This window comes from Gordonia sp. C13, assembly GCF_023218005.1.
GTDB classification, from domain to species: Bacteria; Actinomycetota; Actinomycetes; order Mycobacteriales; family Mycobacteriaceae; genus Gordonia; species Gordonia namibiensis.
Genome location: NZ_JALPSY010000002.1, coordinates 146,221 through 165,241 on the forward strand (window position 1 = coordinate 146,221; position 19,021 = coordinate 165,241).

General features: G+C 67.2%; 17 protein-coding genes. 13 read left to right on the plus strand and 4 right to left on the minus strand.

The window, feature by feature from the left end; translation table 11 throughout:
* Window positions 1-17: 17 nt before the first annotated feature.
* Together M1L58_RS03115 and M1L58_RS03120 are read right to left on the minus strand one after the other, a co-directional pair.
* Complete coding sequence (locus M1L58_RS03115) at window positions 18-1,136, minus strand: NDMA-dependent alcohol dehydrogenase (RefSeq protein ID WP_248657797.1); 1,119 nt, start codon at window positions 1,134-1,136, stop codon at window positions 18-20.
* 52 nt (window positions 1,137-1,188) lie between these two features.
* Window positions 1,189-2,685, minus strand: coding sequence for an aldehyde dehydrogenase family protein (locus tag M1L58_RS03120; protein WP_248657798.1), 1,497 nt, complete (start codon window positions 2,683-2,685; stop codon window positions 1,189-1,191).
* A gap of 260 nt (window positions 2,686-2,945) precedes the next feature.
* Between M1L58_RS03120 and M1L58_RS03125 the strand changes: the two genes are divergently transcribed.
* A complete protein-coding gene (locus tag M1L58_RS03125; RefSeq protein WP_006866112.1) occupies window positions 2,946-4,097 on the plus strand; it encodes an HPP family protein in 1,152 nt (383 codons plus the stop codon).
* A gap of 14 nt (window positions 4,098-4,111) precedes the next feature.
* Here M1L58_RS03125 and M1L58_RS03130 read toward each other — a convergent pair whose 3' ends face one another.
* Complete coding sequence (locus tag M1L58_RS03130) at window positions 4,112-5,782, minus strand: sigma-54-dependent Fis family transcriptional regulator (protein ID WP_248657799.1); 1,671 nt, start codon at window positions 5,780-5,782, stop codon at window positions 4,112-4,114.
* A 23-nt stretch (window positions 5,783-5,805) separates the two neighbouring features.
* Between M1L58_RS03130 and M1L58_RS03135 the strand changes: the two genes are divergently transcribed.
* The 8 genes from M1L58_RS03135 to M1L58_RS03170 all read left to right on the plus strand — a co-directional run bounded on the left by M1L58_RS03135 (window position 5,806) and on the right by M1L58_RS03170 (window position 13,921).
* Entirely contained in the window at window positions 5,806-6,726 is a 921-nt protein-coding gene (locus M1L58_RS03135; RefSeq protein ID WP_248657800.1) for an exodeoxyribonuclease III, read from the plus strand.
* 13 nt (window positions 6,727-6,739) lie between these two features.
* On the plus strand, window positions 6,740-7,402 hold the full coding sequence (locus M1L58_RS03140) for a class I SAM-dependent methyltransferase (RefSeq protein WP_248657801.1): 663 nt from the start codon (window positions 6,740-6,742) through the stop codon (window positions 7,400-7,402).
* 9 nt (window positions 7,403-7,411) lie between these two features.
* Window positions 7,412-8,212: a hypothetical protein gene (locus M1L58_RS03145; protein ID WP_248657802.1), complete on the plus strand. Its 801-nt coding sequence runs from the start codon at window positions 7,412-7,414 to the stop codon at window positions 8,210-8,212.
* Between the two features lie 411 nt (window positions 8,213-8,623).
* Window positions 8,624-8,995, plus strand: coding sequence for a 30S ribosomal protein S12 (gene rpsL, locus M1L58_RS03150; protein ID WP_004020596.1), 372 nt, complete (start codon window positions 8,624-8,626; stop codon window positions 8,993-8,995).
* A 6-nt stretch (window positions 8,996-9,001) separates the two neighbouring features.
* Window positions 9,002-9,472, plus strand: coding sequence for a 30S ribosomal protein S7 (gene rpsG, locus M1L58_RS03155; protein ID WP_006434721.1), 471 nt, complete (start codon window positions 9,002-9,004; stop codon window positions 9,470-9,472).
* Between the two features lie 89 nt (window positions 9,473-9,561).
* Window positions 9,562-11,667 (plus strand): elongation factor G, encoded by a 2,106-nt coding sequence (fusA, locus tag M1L58_RS03160; RefSeq protein ID WP_005199939.1) that lies wholly within the window; start codon window positions 9,562-9,564, stop codon window positions 11,665-11,667.
* Between the two features lie 113 nt (window positions 11,668-11,780).
* Window positions 11,781-12,971 (plus strand): elongation factor Tu, encoded by a 1,191-nt coding sequence (gene tuf / locus M1L58_RS03165; protein WP_248657803.1) that lies wholly within the window; start codon window positions 11,781-11,783, stop codon window positions 12,969-12,971.
* A 203-nt stretch (window positions 12,972-13,174) separates the two neighbouring features.
* A complete protein-coding gene (locus tag M1L58_RS03170) occupies window positions 13,175-13,921 on the plus strand; it encodes an alpha/beta fold hydrolase (protein ID WP_248657804.1) in 747 nt (248 codons plus the stop codon).
* Here the strand turns inward: M1L58_RS03170 and M1L58_RS03175 are convergent.
* Window positions 13,918-14,856, minus strand: coding sequence for an oxygenase MpaB family protein (locus M1L58_RS03175; protein WP_248657805.1), 939 nt, complete (start codon window positions 14,854-14,856; stop codon window positions 13,918-13,920). The two genes, M1L58_RS03170 and M1L58_RS03175, sit on opposite strands and share 4 nt — an antisense overlap.
* 101 nt (window positions 14,857-14,957) lie before the next feature.
* Here M1L58_RS03175 and M1L58_RS03180 point away from each other — a divergent pair, with 101 nt between their 5' ends.
* The 4 genes from M1L58_RS03180 (at window position 14,958) to M1L58_RS03195 (ending at window position 19,014) form a co-directional block, all read left to right on the plus strand.
* Window positions 14,958-15,944 carry an o-succinylbenzoate synthase gene (locus M1L58_RS03180; protein ID WP_248657806.1) on the plus strand — a complete coding sequence of 329 codons (987 nt, stop codon included), beginning with the start codon at window positions 14,958-14,960 and terminating at the stop codon, window positions 15,942-15,944.
* Between the two features lie 104 nt (window positions 15,945-16,048).
* Window positions 16,049-17,386, plus strand: coding sequence for a cytochrome P450 (locus M1L58_RS03185; RefSeq protein WP_248657807.1), 1,338 nt, complete (start codon window positions 16,049-16,051; stop codon window positions 17,384-17,386).
* 5 nt (window positions 17,387-17,391) lie between these two features.
* Window positions 17,392-18,039 (plus strand): TetR/AcrR family transcriptional regulator, encoded by a 648-nt coding sequence (locus M1L58_RS03190; RefSeq protein ID WP_006866103.1) that lies wholly within the window; start codon window positions 17,392-17,394, stop codon window positions 18,037-18,039.
* 75 nt (window positions 18,040-18,114) lie between these two features.
* A complete protein-coding gene (locus M1L58_RS03195) occupies window positions 18,115-19,014 on the plus strand; it encodes an SDR family oxidoreductase (protein WP_248657808.1) in 900 nt (299 codons plus the stop codon).
* Window positions 19,015-19,021: the final 7 nt, after the last annotated feature.

Here is a 19,021-nt window from a genome sequence, read left to right on the forward strand (position 1 = left end):
GTGTTCCGGTCATCGGCTCATTCGCCGTGGATGATGACCCCGCGCAGGTTCTTTCCGTCACGGAGGTCCTGATAGCCCTCGTTGACCTGGTCGAGGGTGTAGGTGGTGGTGACCAGTTCGTCGAGCTTGAGCTGACCCTGATCGTAGAGACGCAGCAGCTTGACGATGTCGTACTGCGGGTTGGCCGAGCCGAACAGGCTGCCCTTGATCGTCTTCTGGTTCAGCGTCAGGTCGGTGCCCGACACGTGCACGGTGAGCTTGGCCGGATCGGCGAGCCCGGTGATGACCACCGTGCCACCCTTGCCGACGACGGCCGTCGCGTTCGAGACGACCTCCTCGTCGACCGTGCCCACCAGGATGAGCGCCTGGTCGGCGCCCTGCCCCCAGGTGAGCTCGTTGACCTTTGCGGCCGCCTCCTGCGCGTCGGCGAAAGCATGCGTCGCACCGAATTTCAGTGCGGCGTCGCGCTTCATGGCGACCGGGTCGACGACCACGACGTACTTGGCACCCGCCGACACCGCGCCCTGGACGGCGTTGATGCCGAGACCACCGATGCCGTAGATGACCACGGTGTCACCGGCACGCACACCGCCGGCGTACACCGAGGTGCCCCAACCGGACGGCACACCGCAGCCGACGAGGACGGCCTTGTCCAACGGCAGCCAGTCGTCGACTTTCACCACCGAGTGCTGGGAGATGGTGGCCCGCTCGGAGAAGGTGCCCAGCATGCACATCGCACCGAAATCGTCCTTGCCCGAATGGAATCGGAAGGTGCCGTCGGGCATCGATCCCTCCAGGATGGTCGCGCCCATGTCGCACAGGTTCTGCCGCCCCGTCGAGCAGTACCGGCAGGTGCCGCAGTTCGGGATGAAGCTGCACACGACGTGGTCGCCCGGCTGCACCTTGGTCACGCCGGGGCCGACGGCCTCGATGATCCCGGAGCCCTCGTGACCACCCACGATCGGGTAGCGCGGCGGCAGGTCGCCGTCGGTGAGGTGGAGGTCGGAGTGGCACAGACCGGCAGCGGTGTACTTGATCAGAACCTCACCCTCGCGGGGCTCGTCGAGGTCGAGTTCGACGATCTCGAAAGGCTTTCCGGGGGCGGTGAGAACGGCGGCCTTGGTGGTCAGTGTCATGGTGTGCTCCTTTGCACTCGGGGGAAACTCTGGATGGAAGCGAAACGGCCGGTCACAGTGCGATGTTCACGGCCTTCGTCTGCGTGTAGAGGTCGATGGCCGAGGAACCGAGTTCGCGGCCCCAGCCGGACTGCTTGTAGCCGCCGAAGGGCATCGCGGTGTCGAAGCCGTTGTACTGGTTGACCCAGACCGAACCGGCCTTGATCTGCCGGGCCGTCCGGTGGGCCTTCGACAGGTCGGTGGTCCAGATGCCCGCAGCGAGACCGTAGATGGAGTCGTTGGCGGCGGCGGCGACACCGGTGTCGGCGTCGAAGGGCAGCGCGGCGACGACCGGTCCGAAGATCTCCTCCCGCACGATGGAGAAGTCCGGTTCGACGTCGACGAACACCGTCGGTTCGATGAAGAATCCCTCGTCGCCCCAACGCTTTCCGCCGGTCAGCGCACGAGCGCCGTCGGCGATACCGGCCGCGAGGTAGCCGGACACGCGGTCGAACTGTTCCTGACTGACCAGCGGACCGAGCTCGGTGGCGGGATCGAGGCCCGGCCCGATCTTCGCCTGGGATGCCGCCTCGGCGACCGCCGCGGTGAAGTCGTCGAAGATGGGACGTTCGACGAAGAGCCGGGTGCCGGCGACGCAGCATTGGCCGTGGTTGAACATCCAGGCGGCCACCGAGCCGGCGACCGCCTTCTCGAAATCGGCGTCGGCGAAGACGATGTTGGGGCTCTTGCCACCCAGTTCGAGCGACACCTTCTTGAGGTTGCCCTTGGCCGCCTCGACGATCTTCTTGCCGACCTCGGTGGACCCGGTGAAGGCGATCTTGTCGACGTCTTCGTGGGCGGCGAGGGCGGCGCCGGCCTCGCCGTAACCGGTGACGATGTTGACCACACCCGGCGGGAACCCGGCCTCGTCGAAGATCTCGCCGAGCAACAGAGCGGTGAGCGGTGTCTGCTCGGCGGGCTTGAGGATGACGGTGTTGCCCGCGGCCAGCGCCGGCGCCAGCTTGAAGGCGGCCATCAGCAGCGGGAAGTTCCACGGGACGATCAGCCCGCACACCCCGACCGGCTCGCGGAGGGTGTAGGCGTGGAACTCACCGCCCGGCACGAACGGCATCGACACGTCGACCGTGGAACCGGTGATCTTGGTGGCCAGGCCCGCGTTGTAGCGGAAGATGTCGGCGGACCAGGCGGTGTCGACGGCGGCGGCGATGGTCGCGGCCTTGCCGTTGTCGAGTGCTTCGAGCTGACCGAACTCGGCTGCCCGTTCGGTGAGCAGATCGCCGACGCGCCACAACAGTCGTTCGCGTTCGTTCGGCTTCATCCGAGTCCAGGGGCCGGAGTCGAAGGCCTCGCGGGCGGCGCGGACCGCGCGGTCGATGTCGGTGGCGTCGCCGTGAGCGACCGAGGTGAGGGGACGGGCGGTGGCGGGGTCGAGGGTCTCGAAGGTGCGGCCCGACGCCGACCACACCCACTCACCGCCGATCAGCATCGGACGGTCGGCGCCGATGAAGTCGCGGACCTTGGGTAGCAGCTCGGTGGCAACGGCGGTCATGAATACCTCCTGGTGAAGCGCTCGACGTCGGGGGCGGATCGAGCGGATCGAGACGGGACGGTCAGGCGTGATCTGGGTCATAGCTGTGACCTGACTCATTTCTGCCACCTATCGCGGTGCCCGCCGTGTCCAGAAACTGAACACCTCCGCTTTGTCCTGAACGGTTGACGTGAACAGGAGGTCGGAAAAAGTGCACGGCGCGTCGTCGCTAGCGTGTCCGGGGGCGGCGAAGGCCGCCCGTTCACGCAGAGAGGGACCCGATGGCAGCGCGCATGGCCGATCGTCTCCGCGATGTGCTGCAGGCGTGGGGTCCGTCGGGCGCGTCGATGTCGCCGCGCGAGGCGGCGCGTGCCGGGGTCGGTTCGGCCCTGGGACTAGGACTGGTCGGCCTCGTGCTCGCCACGTCCGGAGTCGACCTGACGACGGGCCTGTTCCTGATCGCGCCATTCGGGGCGTCGGCGGTGCTGCTGTTCGCCGCGCCCAACAGTCCGCTGGCCCAGCCGTGGCCGGCCGTGGTCGGCAACACCGTGTCGGCATTCGCCGGCGTCGCGGTGACCCTGCTGGTCTCGCCGAGTCAGCTGCGGGTGCCGCTTGCGGTCGGTGCGGCGGTGCTGGCCATGGTGCTCTGTCGGGCGGTGCATCCACCCGGAGGCGCGGTCGCGATGACCGCCGGACTCAGCCCGGACCTGGTCCACGCTCTCGGGTTCCGGTTCGCCCTGGCTCCCGTTGCAGTCGGGACGATCGCGCTGGTCGCGCTCGCGGCGGTCTACGCACGTCTGACCGGACGCCGGTACCCGGCTCGCCGGTTCGACGACGAGTCCTCGGCCACGGCGCGGATCGGGCTGGACGAGGCCGAGTTGACCGACATCCTCGACCGCTACAGCCAGTCCCTCAACCTCGGGGTCGCCGACCTCGCGCGACTCATCGGGGCCGCCGAACTCCAGGTCGCCGGACATCGGGCCGACCCGCTCGTCGCCGGTGACGTCATGTCCCGGGACCTCGTGACGGTCGGACCGGACGCGACCCTCACCGAGCTGGCGCAGATGTTCGACACCCACCGGTTCACCTCGCTGCCCGTGGTGACGCGCGGCGGCCGCTTTCTCGGTGTCGTCTTCCAGATCCATCTCGTGTCCCGGCTCCGCGGGGGAGCAGCACGACGCGACCCTGATCGCAGGTTCGGCCGGTTGCTGCGCCGGGACGGCAGCGTTCTCACCGCGGCCGACGTCATGGACACGACCCTGCCGATCGCGTCCCCGGATGCTCCGGTGACCGCGGTGCTCCCGATGCTCGCGGGTAGCGACTGCGACGCCGTGCCCGTGCTCGACGGGGACCTGTTGGTCGGCATCGTCACGCAGACCGATCTCATTGCTGCGCTCGCCCGGCAGACCCTGGCCGACCCGCTCGTCGACTGACGTTCGGTCGTCGGCTAGATGCCGAGTGCTCGCATCCGCGCGTACAGCGTGGTGCGACTGATTCCGAGGTCGCGTGCGGCGTGGACCTTGTTGCCTGCGGCCCGGTCGAGAGCATCGACGATGGCGGCGCGCTCGGCTTGCTCCCGCCCCGAGAGATGGGCCGCCCGACTGGTCGTGCGGTAACCGGACGGCAGATCGGCCGCCTCGATCACGCGTGCCATTCGAGTCCGGCACGCAGCCGCGGCGTCGCGCAGGACCGCGATCAGCTCGGTGAAGTTGCCCGGCCAGTCCTGGCTGAGCAGGGCGTCGGTCGCCGGTCCGGACAGGGTGAGCTCCGGATCGATGTCGCCGAGGACGCCGCTCGCGATGGCTGCGAGTTCCGAGCTGCGGTGGCGAAGGGGCGCGGGATCGACGCGCCTCACGCAGCGGCCGAGCAGGGCGGCGACCGCGGGTGATGCCTGCGCGCGAGGACCACTGACGAGGATCAGGGGAGACGACGCCGGCGTCGACGTGGTGGCGCGGCTGAGCAGCGCGATCGACCGGTCGTCGAGCAGGTCCACGCCGTCGACAACCAGTGGGGCGCCCGACGATCGGGCTCGCGCGAGGTCGGCGATGACGTCCACCTGCCGGCCGTTGATCAACTGGTCGGCGACGTCGACGACGACCGCCGCGCATTCGGTGTCGACCGCCTCGGGGTTCGAGGCTTCTACCGCCAGCTCGAGGGCCAGCGTCGTGCGTCCGGTACCGGGCTCACCGGACACGGCGATGGTCGTCGACGACGCCCGGACCCGGGCCGAGCGGGTCGGCGTCGGCGTGAGGAGGGGGCGGAAGCGGAACAGCGCGGCCCCACGGGTGCCGGCCACCGGTTCGACCGCGATCTCGACCTCCGCACCCGAGACGAGCGTCAACGGCAGCGTCGTCGCACGCAGCGCCGGGTCGGTGGCGATCGCTCGGAGCGCGCCGATGTCGGTGGGGGAGAGCAGTTCGGCGGCCAGGGCATTGGTGAGCTGCAGGTCGTCGCCGATCGCGGCCACCGCGACGTCCCGGCGCGGGGCGGCGCGTTGGAAGGCGTCGAGCACGCGGCGCTGATGCGCCCGCGACCGGTCGAGCAGACGGTCGGCGATGTCGGCCACGATGCCGTTGACGACCGGCACCGCGAGCGGGTTGATGCGATCGGCGATCTCGGACATGCAGATGATCCCGGCCAGACGTCGCGTCGCGGGGTGGATGATCGGCTGTCCGAAGCAGCTGATCGACCGGAACTGCTCGAGGTAGTGCTCGGAGCTGTTGACGATCACCCCGCCGCGCGTCTCCGCGGGTGTCCCGAGCGCGGTGGTCCCGACCATGTCCTCGCCGAACGGCACCCCGGGCGCCGCGCCGATCGCGTCGAGGCTGCGTTCGACGGTCGTCCCGAACGCCACCCGCGTCACCATGCGGCACTCGTGGTCGACGAGGAGCAGGGACACATCGGTGTCGGCGAGACGGGCCGCCGCGTCGTCGAGGACGGGACGCGCCGCGTCGAGCAGCGGGTCGGCGGAACCGATGTCGTGCAGACGCGCGGGGGTGTTGTCCTCCGGTCGTACTCCGGACAGCGCGGATCGACGCCACGAGTGCTCGATGACAGGGCGATGCGGCGTGCGATCGGGGCGGGACGGGAGAGTGTCGATGAGACCAACGTGACACACATCACCGACGAAGGAAAGCCCGGATGCCGCGTCGGATCGGCGGCGGTGCGTCGTACTACCGTGGGCCCATGCGCGTCGCGACCTGGAACGTGAACTCGGTGAAACAGCGGATTCCGCGCCTCCTCCCATGGCTCGACGAACGACGCCCAGACGTCGTCTGCCTGCAGGAGACCAAGCTCTCCGACGACGCCTTCCACGAGGTCCTCGGCGCCGATCTGGCCGAACGCGGTTACGAGATCGCGCACGCGGGGCAGGGCCAGTGGAACGGTGTCGCGCTGCTCTCGCGGGTCGGGCTCGACGAAGTGCGCGTCGGTTTCGACGGCATGCCCGGCTACCCGACGCCGGAGACGCTCGAGGCCCGCGCGGTGTCCGCGGTGTGCGGCGGTCTGCGCATCCACTCGCTCTACGTCCCGAACGGTCGCAGCCCCGACTCCGATCACTACACGTACAAGCTCGAATGGCTCGCCGCTCTCGCGAAGGCGGTCGCCGACCCGTCGACGACGCTGCTCTGTGGCGACATGAACATCGCTCCGGCCGACGCGGACCTGTTCGATCCCGAAGCCTTCGCCGGTCACACGCACGTCACCCCACCGGAACGCGCCGCGCTCGCCGAGTTCGCGGCGCTGGGTCTGCGCGACGTCGTCCGCGACCGTTGGCCGGACGACCGGGTCTTCAGTTACTGGGACTACCGTGCCGGAATGTTCCACAAGGACCTGGGCATGCGGATCGACCTGATCCTGGCGGGGGAGTCCGCCGCCGGCCGGGTCGAAGCGGCCTGGATCGACCGGAAGGCGCGCAAGGGCAGCAAGCCCAGCGATCACGCCCCGGTCATCGTCGACCTCGACGAGGCGCCCGACGGGAACATCGGGCCGGTGGTCCCGCCGCCGTCGAACCCGGCGAAACCCGGTGGCGCGAAGGTCAAGCTTCCCCAGACCCCGGACTGATCCGGTTCCACACATGTGCGCCGCTTCGATCGATCGCCCCGCAGACCTCGACACGGTCCGCGAGTCCTACGACCGGATCGCCGACAACTACGTCCGCATGGTGGTGGAGACGGGGATCGGTGACCTCCGGAGTCGGCCGTGGCTGAAGGCATCGGTCGATGCATTCGTCGACACCGTGCGGGGCCTCGGTCCGGTGCTCGACGTCGGGTGCGGGCCCGGAACCGTGACCGCATATCTCGCCGACGCCGGGCTCGACGTGACCGGTGTGGATCTCTCGCCGCGCATGGTCGAGAACGCGAGGCGGTTGTACCCGTCCTGCCGGTTCGAGGTGGGCTCCGCGACCGAGCTCGATCTCGCCGACGCGTCGCTGGGCGGGATCGTGGCGTGGTGGTCGTTGTTCAACCTCCCTCGCGACGTCCTCCCACAGGTGCTCGGGTCGTTCGCTCGCGCGCTGAGGCCGGGCGGCCACCTCGTCACCGGCACACACGTCGGTGACGAGGACGTGCGACGCACCGAGGCCTACGGCGGTCCGGTGGAGTGGACGACCCATCAGTGGTCGCCGGAGATGTACGTGGGTCTGATCGAACAGGCCGGTCTGCGCCCGGTCGCCGAACTCCGACTGTCCGCCGACGCGCACGTCGGGCCGGGGCTGGTCGTCATGGCGGCCAAGGACTGAGGACAACTCGTGCCGAACCGACTCCTGATCGCAGCGGCCCGGGGCTATGGGCGGTTCCTCGGCCTCGTGGTGTCGGTCGCTCGGCGCGCCGGCCCGCGGTGGTCCGCGGGCCCGGCGTCGACGGTCGGGGTACTGGTTGACGCACACGTCGCGATGGTCATGGTCTGGTTCGGGCCCCTGGGTCTCGCGGCCGCCGGGGTGGCCGCCGTCGGTGCCGGGCTCGTCGCCCGCGTCGGGATTCGGTACCGGCCCCTGTCGGACGACGAACGACGAACCGTCGAATCGGTCTTCGGGCCCGGCGGATGGCTCGACGACGTGATCCTCACCGATCTCGCCGGGCGTGGGGGACGCGCGTTCACCGTGCCCGCGGTCGACGGGCGCATCCTCTGCAATCTCGGCGCGACGTTCGACGCGCCTCTCGGGCCCGGTCCGGGGGTCTATCCGGCGCCCGGCCAGCTGCTGGTCCACGAACTCGTCCACGCGCGGCAGATCGTCGGAGCCCGGTCCCCGGCATCGTTCCTGGCCGAGGCGCTCGCGGTCCAGGCTCGGCACGAACTCGGTGAGGACGTCTACGGCATCCGAGGGTCGGGTGATGCTCGCCACGCCTGGGCCGGCCACAACCTCGAACGCCAGGCGACGATCGTCGACCGGTGGTTCGGCGGCCAGAGTTCGCCGACCGGACGGCCGATGGATCCGGACAGTCCGTTCGCGGCATCGATCGCGCAGGTCCGGGCCCATGCCGAAGTGCCGGCAGGTACCGGCCGGGCTGCGGTTCGCCGAAGTCTCGACGTGCCGGGTTCCGGGGTGTAAGAGTGGACAAGGTAATGCCATGTCTCAGCGTCGCCGGACCCCAGCGCACACGACCTGTTCCTCCGCAGGTCGCGCGGAGGATCCGTTTTTTGACCTGTGCAAACCCGATCGGTAGAGTGGATCGTCGGTGCCCGGCCCATGCTGGGCCAGTCCGCATGCCCGGCCAACGGCTCTCGAGCCGGCCCTGAGATCGAGTGAACTCGGGGCACGGGCGGCCGGTGGGCTGACAAGCGAATCCGCTGTCGAGTGTATGACACGCCCGACCCCGGGGTAGCGAAAATGTACTGACCAGTGTGAATGCGCTGGTGGGGCGAGTTGTGGAAGCACGCCGGAAGTCGGTTGAGAGACCGAGTTCAGCGAGTTTGCCCGGAGCACCAACCACAACAGACAACAAAGAGGAATGAACACCTAGTGCCAACCATCAATCAGCTGGTCCGCAAGGGCCGTCACGACAAGGCTGCGAAGACCAAGACCGCGGCCCTCAAGGGCAGCCCGCAGCGTCGTGGCGTGTGCACCCGCGTGTACACCACCACCCCCAAGAAGCCGAACTCCGCGCTGCGTAAGGTCGCCCGCGTGCGTCTGACCAGCTCGGTCGAGGTCACCGCCTACATCCCCGGCGAAGGCCACAACCTGCAGGAGCACTCGATGGTGCTCGTCCGCGGCGGTCGTGTGAAGGACCTCCCGGGTGTGCGCTACAAGATCATCCGCGGCTCGCTCGACACCCAGGGTGTCAAGGACCGCAAGCAGGCCCGTAGCCGCTACGGCGCGAAGAAGGGGAACTGATAAGTCATGCCACGTAAAGGACCCGCACCCAAGCGCCCCCTGATCAACGACCCGGTCTACGGTTCGCCGCTGGTCACCCAGCTGGTCAACAAGATCCTGCTGGACGGCAAGAAGTCGACCGCCGAGCGCATCGTCTACGGCGCGCTCGAGCAGGCCCGCGAGAAGACCGGCACCGATCCGGTCGTCACCCTCAAGCGTGCGCTCGACAACGTCAAGCCCACCCTCGAGGTGAAGAGCCGCCGCGTCGGTGGCGCCACCTACCAGGTGCCGATCGAGGTCAAGCCGGGCCGCGCCAACACCCTGGCGCTCCGCTGGCTCGTCACCTTCAGCCGTCAGCGTCGCGAGAAGACGATGGTCGAGCGTCTGGCCAACGAGCTGCTCGACGCCTCCAACGGCCTGGGTGCTTCGGTGAAGCGCCGCGAGGACACCCACAAGATGGCCGAGGCCAACCGGGCGTTCGCGCACTACCGCTGGTGATCACTGCCGGCCGCGGCGGCCTTCTGGGTCGCCGCGGCCGGACCCACCTCAGACCCAACAGCTCTCTAGCGAAATTGCGAGGCGATTAAGTGGCACAGGAAGTGCTCAGCGACCTGAACAAGGTTCGCAACATCGGCATCATGGCCCACATCGATGCCGGCAAGACCACCACGACCGAGCGAATCCTCTTCTACACCGGTGTGAACTACAAGATCGGTGAAACCCACGACGGTGCCTCGACCACCGACTGGATGGAGCAGGAGAAGGAGCGTGGTATCACCATCACCTCCGCGGCCGTGACCTGTTTCTGGAACAAGAACCAGATCAACATCATCGACACCCCCGGACACGTCGACTTCACCGTCGAGGTGGAGCGCAGCCTCCGCGTCCTCGACGGCGCAGTTGCGGTCTTCGACGGCAAGGAAGGCGTCGAGCCGCAGTCCGAGCAGGTGTGGCGTCAGGCCGAGAAGTATGAAGTTCCCCGTATCTGCTTCGTCAACAAGATGGACAAGCTGGGCGCGGACTTCTACTTCACCGTTCAGACCATCAAGGACCGCCTCGGCGCCAAGCCGCTGGTCCTGCAGCTCCCGATCGGTGCCGAGGACAACTTCGACGGCGTCGTCGACCTCATCGAGCAGAAGGCCATCACCTGGCGCGGCGTCGTGCCGACCGGTGCCGAGCCGACCATCGAGGAGATCCCGGCCGACCTCGTGGAGAAGGCCGCGGAATACCGCGAGCAGCTCCTCGAGACCGTCGCCGAGTCCGACGAAGCCCTCATGGAGAAGTACTTCGGCGGCGAAGAGCTCACCGTCGAGGAGATCAAGGCTGCGATCCGCAAGCTGACCGTCTCCCGCGAGCTCTACCCGGTGCTGTGCGGCTCCGCGTTCAAGAACAAGGGTGTCCAGCCGATGCTGGACGCGGTCATCGACTACCTGCCGTCCCCGCTGGACGTGCCGTCGGTCGAGGGCCACGCCGTGGGCGACGAGGAGGAGATCCTCTCGCGCAAGCCGTCCGCCGACGAGCCGTTCTCGGCTCTCGCGTTCAAGATCGCTGCTCACCCCTTCTTCGGCAAGCTCACCTTCGTGCGCGTGTACTCCGGCAAGATCAACGCCGGCACCCAGGTGCTCAACGCCACCAAGGGCAAGAAGGAGCGCATCGGCAAGCTCTTCCAGATGCATGCCAACAAGGAAAACCCGGTCGAGGACGCCACCGCAGGCCACATCTACGCGATGATCGGCCTCAAGGACACCACCACCGGCGACACCCTGTGTGACGCGAGCGCTCCCATCGTGCTCGAGTCGATGAGCTTCCCGGACCCGGTCATCAACGTCTCGATCGAGCCGAAGACCAAGTCCGACCAGGAGAAGCTCGGCACCGCGATCCAGAAGCTCGCCGAAGAGGACCCGACCTTCTCGGTTCAGCTCGACGAGGAGACCGGTCAGACCGTCATCGGCGGCATGGGCGAGCTCCACCTCGACATCCTTGTCGACCGCATGAAGCGCGAGTTCAAGGTCGAGGCCAACGTCGGCAAGCCGCAGGTGGCGTACCGCGAGACCATCCGCAAGACGGTCGAGAAGCACGAGTACACCCACAAGAAGCAGACCGGTGGTTCGGGCCAGTTCGCGAAGGTCATCATCAAGCTCGAGCCCCTCGTGGACGCCGAGGACGGTGCGACCTACGAGTTCGACAACGCCGTCACCGGTGGTCGAGTCCCGCGCGAGTACATCCCGTCGGTGGATGCCGGTGCCCAGGACGCCATGCAGTACGGTGTCCTCGCCGGTTACCCGCTGGTCAACCTGAAGGTCACCCTTCTCGACGGTCAGTACCACGACGTCGACTCGTCGGAAATGGCCTTCAAGATCGCCGGCTCGCAGGCCCTCAAGGAAGCTGCGAAGATGGCCAGCCCGGTCATCCTGGAGCCGATCATGGCCGTCGAGGTCACGACTCCCGAGGATTACATGGGCGACGTCATCGGCGACCTGAACTCCCGCCGTGGCCAGATCCAGGCCATGGAGGAGCGCAGTGGTGCCCGTGTCGTGAAGGCACAGGTTCCGCTGTCGGAGATGTTCGGCTACATCGGAGACCTTCGGTCGAAGACCCAGGGCCGTGCAAACTACTCCATGGTGTTCGACTCCTACGCGGAAGTTCCCGCGAACGTGTCGAAGGAAATCATCGCGAAGGCCACCGGAGAGTAATTCCCCGGTCGCCCTGGCGACACGCGCTGGCCGACAAGCGGGCGCAACAACGTAAATGAAAACCCCTGCTGGGATCCGCCCAGTAGAGAACGACAGTCCAGGAGGACAATCAAGTGGCGAAGGCGAAGTTCGAGCGGACCAAGCCGCACGTGAACATCGGCACCATCGGTCACGTCGACCACGGCAAGACCACCCTGACCGCGGCGATCACCAAGGTGCTGCACGACAAGTACCCGGAGCTGAACAAGAGCTTCGCGTTCGACCAGATCGACAAGGCTCCTGAGGAGAAGGCGCGCGGTATCACGATCAACATCTCGCATGTTGAGTACGAGACCGAGAAGCGTCACTACGCTCACGTCGACGCCCCGGGTCACGCCGACTACATCAAGAACATGATCACCGGTGCGGCTCAGATGGACGGCGCGATCCTCGTGGTTGCCGCCACCGACGGTCCGATGCCGCAGACCCGCGAGCACGTGCTGCTGGCCCGCCAGGTCGGTGTGCCCTACATCCTCGTCGCCCTGAACAAGGCCGACATGGTCGACGACGACGAGATCATCGAGCTCGTCGAGATGGAGGTCCGCGAACTGCTGGCCGCCCAGGACTTCGACGAGGAAGCTCCGGTCGTCAAGGTTTCGGCTCTCAAGGCTCTCGAGGGTGACCCCGAGTGGGCCAAGTCGGTCGAGGATCTCATGGCTGCCGTCGACGAGTCGATCCCGGATCCGGTTCGCGAGACCGAGAAGCCGTTCCTCATGCCCGTCGAGGACGTCTTCACCATCACCGGCCGCGGCACCGTGGTCACCGGTCGTGTGGAGCGCGGCGAGGTCAACGTGAACGAGGAAGTCGAGATCGTCGGCATCCGCGAGAAGAGCACCAAGACCACCGTCACCGGTATCGAGATGTTCCACAAGCTCCTCGATTCCGCACAGGCAGGCGACAACGCCGGTCTGCTGCTCCGCGGCCTCAAGCGTGAGGACGTCGAGCGCGGTCAGGTCATCGTGAAGCCGGGCACCACGACCCCGCACACCGAGTTCGAGGGCCAGGCATACATCCTGTCCAAGGACGAGGGCGGCCGTCACACCCCGTTCTTCAACAACTACCGTCCGCAGTTCTACTTCCGTACCACGGACGTGACCGGCGTCGTCACCCTCCCCGAGGGCACCGAGATGGTCATGCCGGGCGACAACACCGAGATGAGCGTCAAGCTCATCCAGCCGGTCGCCATGGACGAGGGCCTGCGCTTCGCCATCCGCGAGGGTGGCCGCACCGTTGGTGCGGGTCGAGTCACCAAGATCACCAAGTGATTCTTGCTTTGACGCACTGACTCACTGAGTCGAGAGGCGCCCGGTCGCGAAAGCGGCCGGGCGCCTTTGTCGTTGCGGCACCGCCGAACCTCATTTCGACGACGCGACCTCGATCGACGTCGCGTCGGCGAAGCGAGATCTGCGGTCGGGATGATCGCGAGTGTGACGCGGTCCGTCGGGGCGTCTTTCGTAGGCTTGATTCCATGCGTGTGCTCAGTCGACGTGCCGAACCCGACCTCGCGGTCCGGGTGGCCGGTGAACCCGACCGCGGCGTGCCGGTGGTCCTTGTCCACGGGATGGCGTCGGATCATTCGACCTGGCGGCCGCTCGCCGCGTCGTTGCGTCGGCAGGGTCGTGGTGTGGTCAGTGTCGACCTGCGCGGTCACGGCCGCAGTGGCCGGCCGGAGGGGCCGTACCGACTCGATGATTTCCGCGATGACCTGGTGTACGTGCTCGACAATCTCGGTGTCCACGTGGCCGACGTCGTCGGACATTCACTCGGTGCCCACACCGCGTTACGTCTGGCGATGTACGAACCGTCCCGCGTGCGTCGGATGGTCCTCGAGGAGGTCCCGCCGATGCCGCGGGACGAGGCCGATCTGTCCGAGGGCATCACCATGAAGGCGACGCTCGGTGAGCAGATCCGCGGGTTCGTCGCGCTGGCGCGCAACCCCTGGCCGGTCATCCGCTACGACGGCCGGATGGGCGACGAGATCGTCGCCGAGTTCGACGTGTGTGCCCCGGAGTGGTGGTCGGAGTTGCCGCGCGTCACCGCTTCGACGATGGTCATCTCGGGTGGGGAGCGCAGCTTCCTGCCGCCCCGCCACCTGCGGACGGTCAGCGACGCCCTGCCCGACTCACGATTCATCACCCTCGACGCCGGGCACAGCGTGCACCGGGACCGCCGTGCGGAGTTCATCCGGCACGTCGAGGAGTTTCTGGGTCGTTAGGCCGCAGGCTTGTTGTGCAACGGTCGGGGGTCGATGCCGACCTTCTGCCAGGCCTCGTAGGCCCAAGGAACGTAGAGGTACTTGAGTGGGAGACGGTTCACCAGCGGGTTGATCGCGCGCATGAACGCGGCGAAGCGCTGGAAGTTCTTCTCCTTCTTGTCGTCCCACTCCAGGTCGCAGACGTCACGCATCTGCTGGGGGAGCGTTCCCACGATGACCGTGCGGATGAACGCGTTGAGCGGAGCCGACAGGACCTTCCACACCGGGGCCGGGATCTTCTTGGGTCGTGGCAGTCCCTGACGGATGTAGCCGGTCGCGTAGACGATCGTCTTGTGGGGGATGAAGCGGTTGAGCATGTCCTCCCAGTAGGCGACGAACTCCTCGTACGTCTCCGGCTGGCCACGATCGCTGACGCCGTAGAGCTGGTACCAGACCTTACTCTCCTCGAAGATCTGTACCTTCTCGGCGTAGCTGAGGCGGCGGATGAACGTGTCGGTGATGTAGAGGACCTGGTCGACGAAGGTCGCGTGGGCCCAGTAGAAGAGCTCGGGGTTCAGAGCGTGGTAGCGCGAGCCGTCGCTGATGGTGCCTTTGATGTCGCGGTGGAAGTCGCGCACCGTGCGGCCCCATTTCTCGGGTTCGGTGCTGTACACGGTCTTCATCACCGGCGGCCCGGTGCGCTTGGCGCGGCCGAGGAAGTCGCTGAAGATCACCGAGTGGTCGAGGACGGCCTGCCCGAGCTGCTCGATGCAGTTCTCGGTGCCGGCCAGGCGCTGGAAGCCGAGGATGCCCCGCGAGTCGCCGTAGAACTTCCACACGAGTGAGTCGGCTCCGAGCCGAGGCCGCACGATCTCGCCGGCGGTGTCCGGGGTGTCGTCGACGATCATCGGCTCCGCCTCGCGGATACCGGCATCGAATCCCTGGTTGACTGACATGTGAGCGAGGGTAGCGGACTTGGAACAAAGTTGGAAGGTTGTTCCATCGAATTCACACAACCCTCGTTGTAAGTTGGCGCGACTGACCCAGGAGGACGTGGATGCCCCGCGGCGTGAACGGTGAGTGGCAGCTCCCGGATGTGGAGGACCTGCTCGCGACGGCCGTCGTGGTCCGCCTGCCGATGCGGACCCGGTTCCGCGGCTTGACCGCCCGCGAGACGATGATCTTCCCCGGTCCCGCGGGGTGGGGAGAGTTCGGTCCGTTTGTCGAATACGATGACGCGGAGGCGTCCGCCTGGCTGCGTGCCGGCATCGAGGCGGCCTATCTCGGTCCGCCGCCCGCGGTCCGCGACACCGTGCCGGTCAATGCGACGGTGCCTGCGATCCCGGCCGACGAGGTGGCCGATTTACTGAAGCGGTACCCGGGCGCGGGGACAGCGAAGGTGAAGGTCGCCGAACCGGGGCAGACCCTCGACGACGACGTCGCGCGGGTGGTGGCCACGCGCGAGGTGATCGGACGAGTCCGCGTCGACGCGAATGGCGGCTGGTCGGTCGGTGAGGCGATCACCGCCCTACGGGCGATCGGCGAGGTCGAATACGCCGAACAACCCTGCCGCACGGTCGAAGAACTGGCGCAGGTGCGGCGTGCGGTCGACGTTCCGATCGCCGCCGACGAATCCATCCGCAAGGCCGACGACCCTTTGCGCGTGGTGGCGGCGGACGCCGCCGATGTCGCGGTCGTGAAGGTGGCACCCCTCGGGGGGATGCGAGCCACGCTCGAACTGGCCGACACCCTTGGCCTCGAGGTCGTGGTGTCGAGTGCCCTCGATTCTGCGGTGGGCATCGCGGCCGGGGTCGCGGCGGCCGCGGCGCTGCCCCGACTCGACCTCGCGTGCGGACTCGGTACCGGCTCGCTGTTCACCGCCGACGTCGCGCCGCCGTTCCTGATGCGCGACGGCGTCGTCGAACCGCGGTGGTTCGGTCCGGGTGCCGACGTCGACGTCGTCGCCCAGGCCGCCACGGAGGACCGGAAGAACTGGTGGCGGGATCGGCTGCGGCGGTGTCATGGACTGCTCGCCGGTATTTGAGGCATCCATCTCGCGTTAGGAACGTCTTTGCTGATTTGTCTCAACATGGTCTAGTATGCGATGTGGATCACATTCAGCGGAGCTCCGTATGGAAGGAGACGGTCATGGCAGCGGTACTGGCGACCCCACCTGCGGGTAGCGACCTCCAGGCCATTCCGTGCTCTGACCGCAACAGCTTCCTCGAGATCATGTCGATGCGGCGTGACCCGTTCGCCTTCGCCGACCGTCGCCGGGCGCAGTACGGCAGCGTCTCCGGACTGAACGCCTTCGGCGTGCAGATGGTCATGACCGGGAACCCGCGCGCCGCCCAGGAACTCCTGATGAACAAGGACCGGGCCTTCGCCAACGGCCCGGCGTGGAGCTACTTCATCGGCCCCTTCTTCAACCGCGGTGTCATGCTCCTCGACTTCGACGAGCACCGTCATCACCGGCAGATCCTGCAGCAGGCGTTCAGCACCACTGCGCTCAAGGGTTACATGCAGGAGATGCAGCCGATGATCGCCGAGCGCGTCGCGGAGTTCCCGGTCGGTTCGGTGAAGCTGTTCGAGCAGTTCAAGGCGCTCACCCTCGACCTCGCGCTCGAGGTCTTCCTCGGGTTGAACCTGCCCCGGGACGAGGCCGACCGGATCAACAAGGCATTCATCGACACCGTCCGCGCAGGCGTTGCCTACGTGCGCAAACCCCTGCCCGGTGGACGCTGGTGGAAGGGCCTGCGTTCACGCAAGGTCCTCGAGGAGTTCTTCTACGCCAACATCGCGGCCAAGCGCGCGCGGGAGACGCCGGATCTCTTCTCGGTCCTGTGCCACGCGGAAAGCGATGAGGGGCACAGCTTCTCCGACGAGGACGTGGTCAACCACATGATCTTCGTGCTCATGGCCGCGCACGACACCTCGACCATCACGATGAGCCAGATGGCCTACAACATGGCCAAGCATCCCGAGTGGCAGGACCGCGCCCGCGCCGAGTCCCTCGAACTCGGACCGGAACTCGGCTACGACGCTCTCGCCGGCATGACGGCCCTGGATCTGGTGATGAAGGAGTCGCTCCGACTGTGCCCGCCGGTCCCGGCGCAGCCCCGTATGGCGGTCAAGGACACCTCGATCGAGGGCTTCTACGTCCCCGAGGGCACCATCGTCACCACGTCATCCCTGTCCAGTCATCGGGATCCCGAGTTCTTCACCAACCCTGACATGTTCGACCCGGAGAGGTTCGGTCCCGAACGCGCCGAGGACAAGTCCCACCGCTTCGCCTGGATGCCATTTGGTGGTGGCGTTCACAAATGTATCGGCCTGTATTTTGGCCAGATGGAGATCAAGACGATCATGCACCACCTGCTCCGCGGGTACGAGTGGTCGGTTCCGGCCGACTACGTCCTGCCCATGGACTACAGCGCGCTGCCCGTGCCCAAGGACAGGCTCCCCGTGACCCTCCGGCGTCGGTGAGTCGCGTGTCGGACAATCTCGTGAAGGACACCGTGAACAGCGCTGCAAAGGGGAAGGGCGTTCGCTCGTCCAACCGCAAGGTGCGCAACACCGCCAGCCCGGCCGACCAGGAGGCCGCGATCCTCGCCGCCGCGGGCTCGGAGTTCGCCGAGGTCGGGGTGCGGCGCGCCAACATCGACGAGGTCGCGGCCCGTGCGGGCGTCAGCCGCAGCACGCTCTACCGCCGCTTCCCCAACAAGGAGGCCCTCCTTTACGCCGTCGCCAACGACGCCTACGAGCGGGGCATGAAGAAACTCGAGGAATCGGTCAAGGGGATGGGCCCCAAGGATGCCCTGGTCGAGGCCTTCGCGGTGGGCGCCGAGCTGGTCAAGTCCGATCCGTTGCTGAGCCGGATCGTCCTCACCGACTCCGAGATCAAGAGCGTCACCGCGAAGATGACGTCGCTGTTCATCGACATGGTCACCGATCGGGTCGCCGCCACCCTGCGCGACGAGGGTGCGCAGATGCCGGTGGAGGACCTGCTCGAGGCCGTCGAGATCCATGTGCGACTGGTGATCTCGCTCCTGGAGACCCCGCCGTCGGACCCGGCCCGTACCGATCCGCAACAGGCCCGTGCGTTCGCCACGAAATTCCTCGCCCCGATGATCTGGTGATCAGCACGTGACTTTCGACGGCCCGTGGCGCCGTTACTCGCTTTCGATCCAACGACAACCACCCGAGGGGAACCAATGAGCCTGCGCGACAAGCTGTCCCGGACGCCCGATCACGACGCCATCCGAACGGCGCTGAAGGACAAGGTCGTCGTGGTGACCGGTGGTGCACGCGGAATCGGATTCGAGACCGCGACGCAGCTGTTCCAGGCGGGTGCGAAGGTCGCCATCGGGGACGTCGACGGCGAGGCGGTGGGCAAGGCCGCCGCCGACCTCGGCATCGAGGGCGTCGAGGTCGACGTCACCAAGCGGGAGTCCTTCGACGCCTTCCTCTCCGAGGTCGAATCCCGACTCGGACCGATCGACGTCCTCGTCAACAACGCCGGCATCATGCCGGTCGGTCCGTTCCTGTCCTACGACGACACGATCATCCGACGCACCTACGACATCGACGTCCTCGGTGTCATCATCGGCTGCCAGGAAGCCGCCCGCCGGATGGCCCCGCGTCGTACCGGCCACATCGTCAACATCGCGTCGACGGCCGGCCGTATCCCGACCCCGGGTCTGACCATCTACAACGGTGCCAAGGCCGCGGTGATCGAGTTCTCCGAGGCCCTCGGCGCGGAGCTGGAGCCGGAGGGCGTCACCGTCAGCGCCGTTCTCCCGACCTTCACCCGTACCGCCCTGATCTCCGGCCTGCAGACCAACAGGTTCATCCAGACCGTCGCGCCCGAGGAGGTCGCGGCGATCGTGGTCGAGACCATCGCCCGCCCGGTGACCCGGGTGTACGCCCCGCGGTCCATGCGCTGGGCCGACTCCAGTCCGCTGTTCCCGCAGGCGATGAAGCGGTTCACCCGCAAACTCACCAAGCTGGATTCGATCTTCCTGCGTCCCGACCAGGAGGCGCGCGCCGCCTATGCGAGTCGCATCCGCGGGGAGAAGATCGAGGACAAGCCGAACCTACGACTGTCGTCGTAGAGGAGAG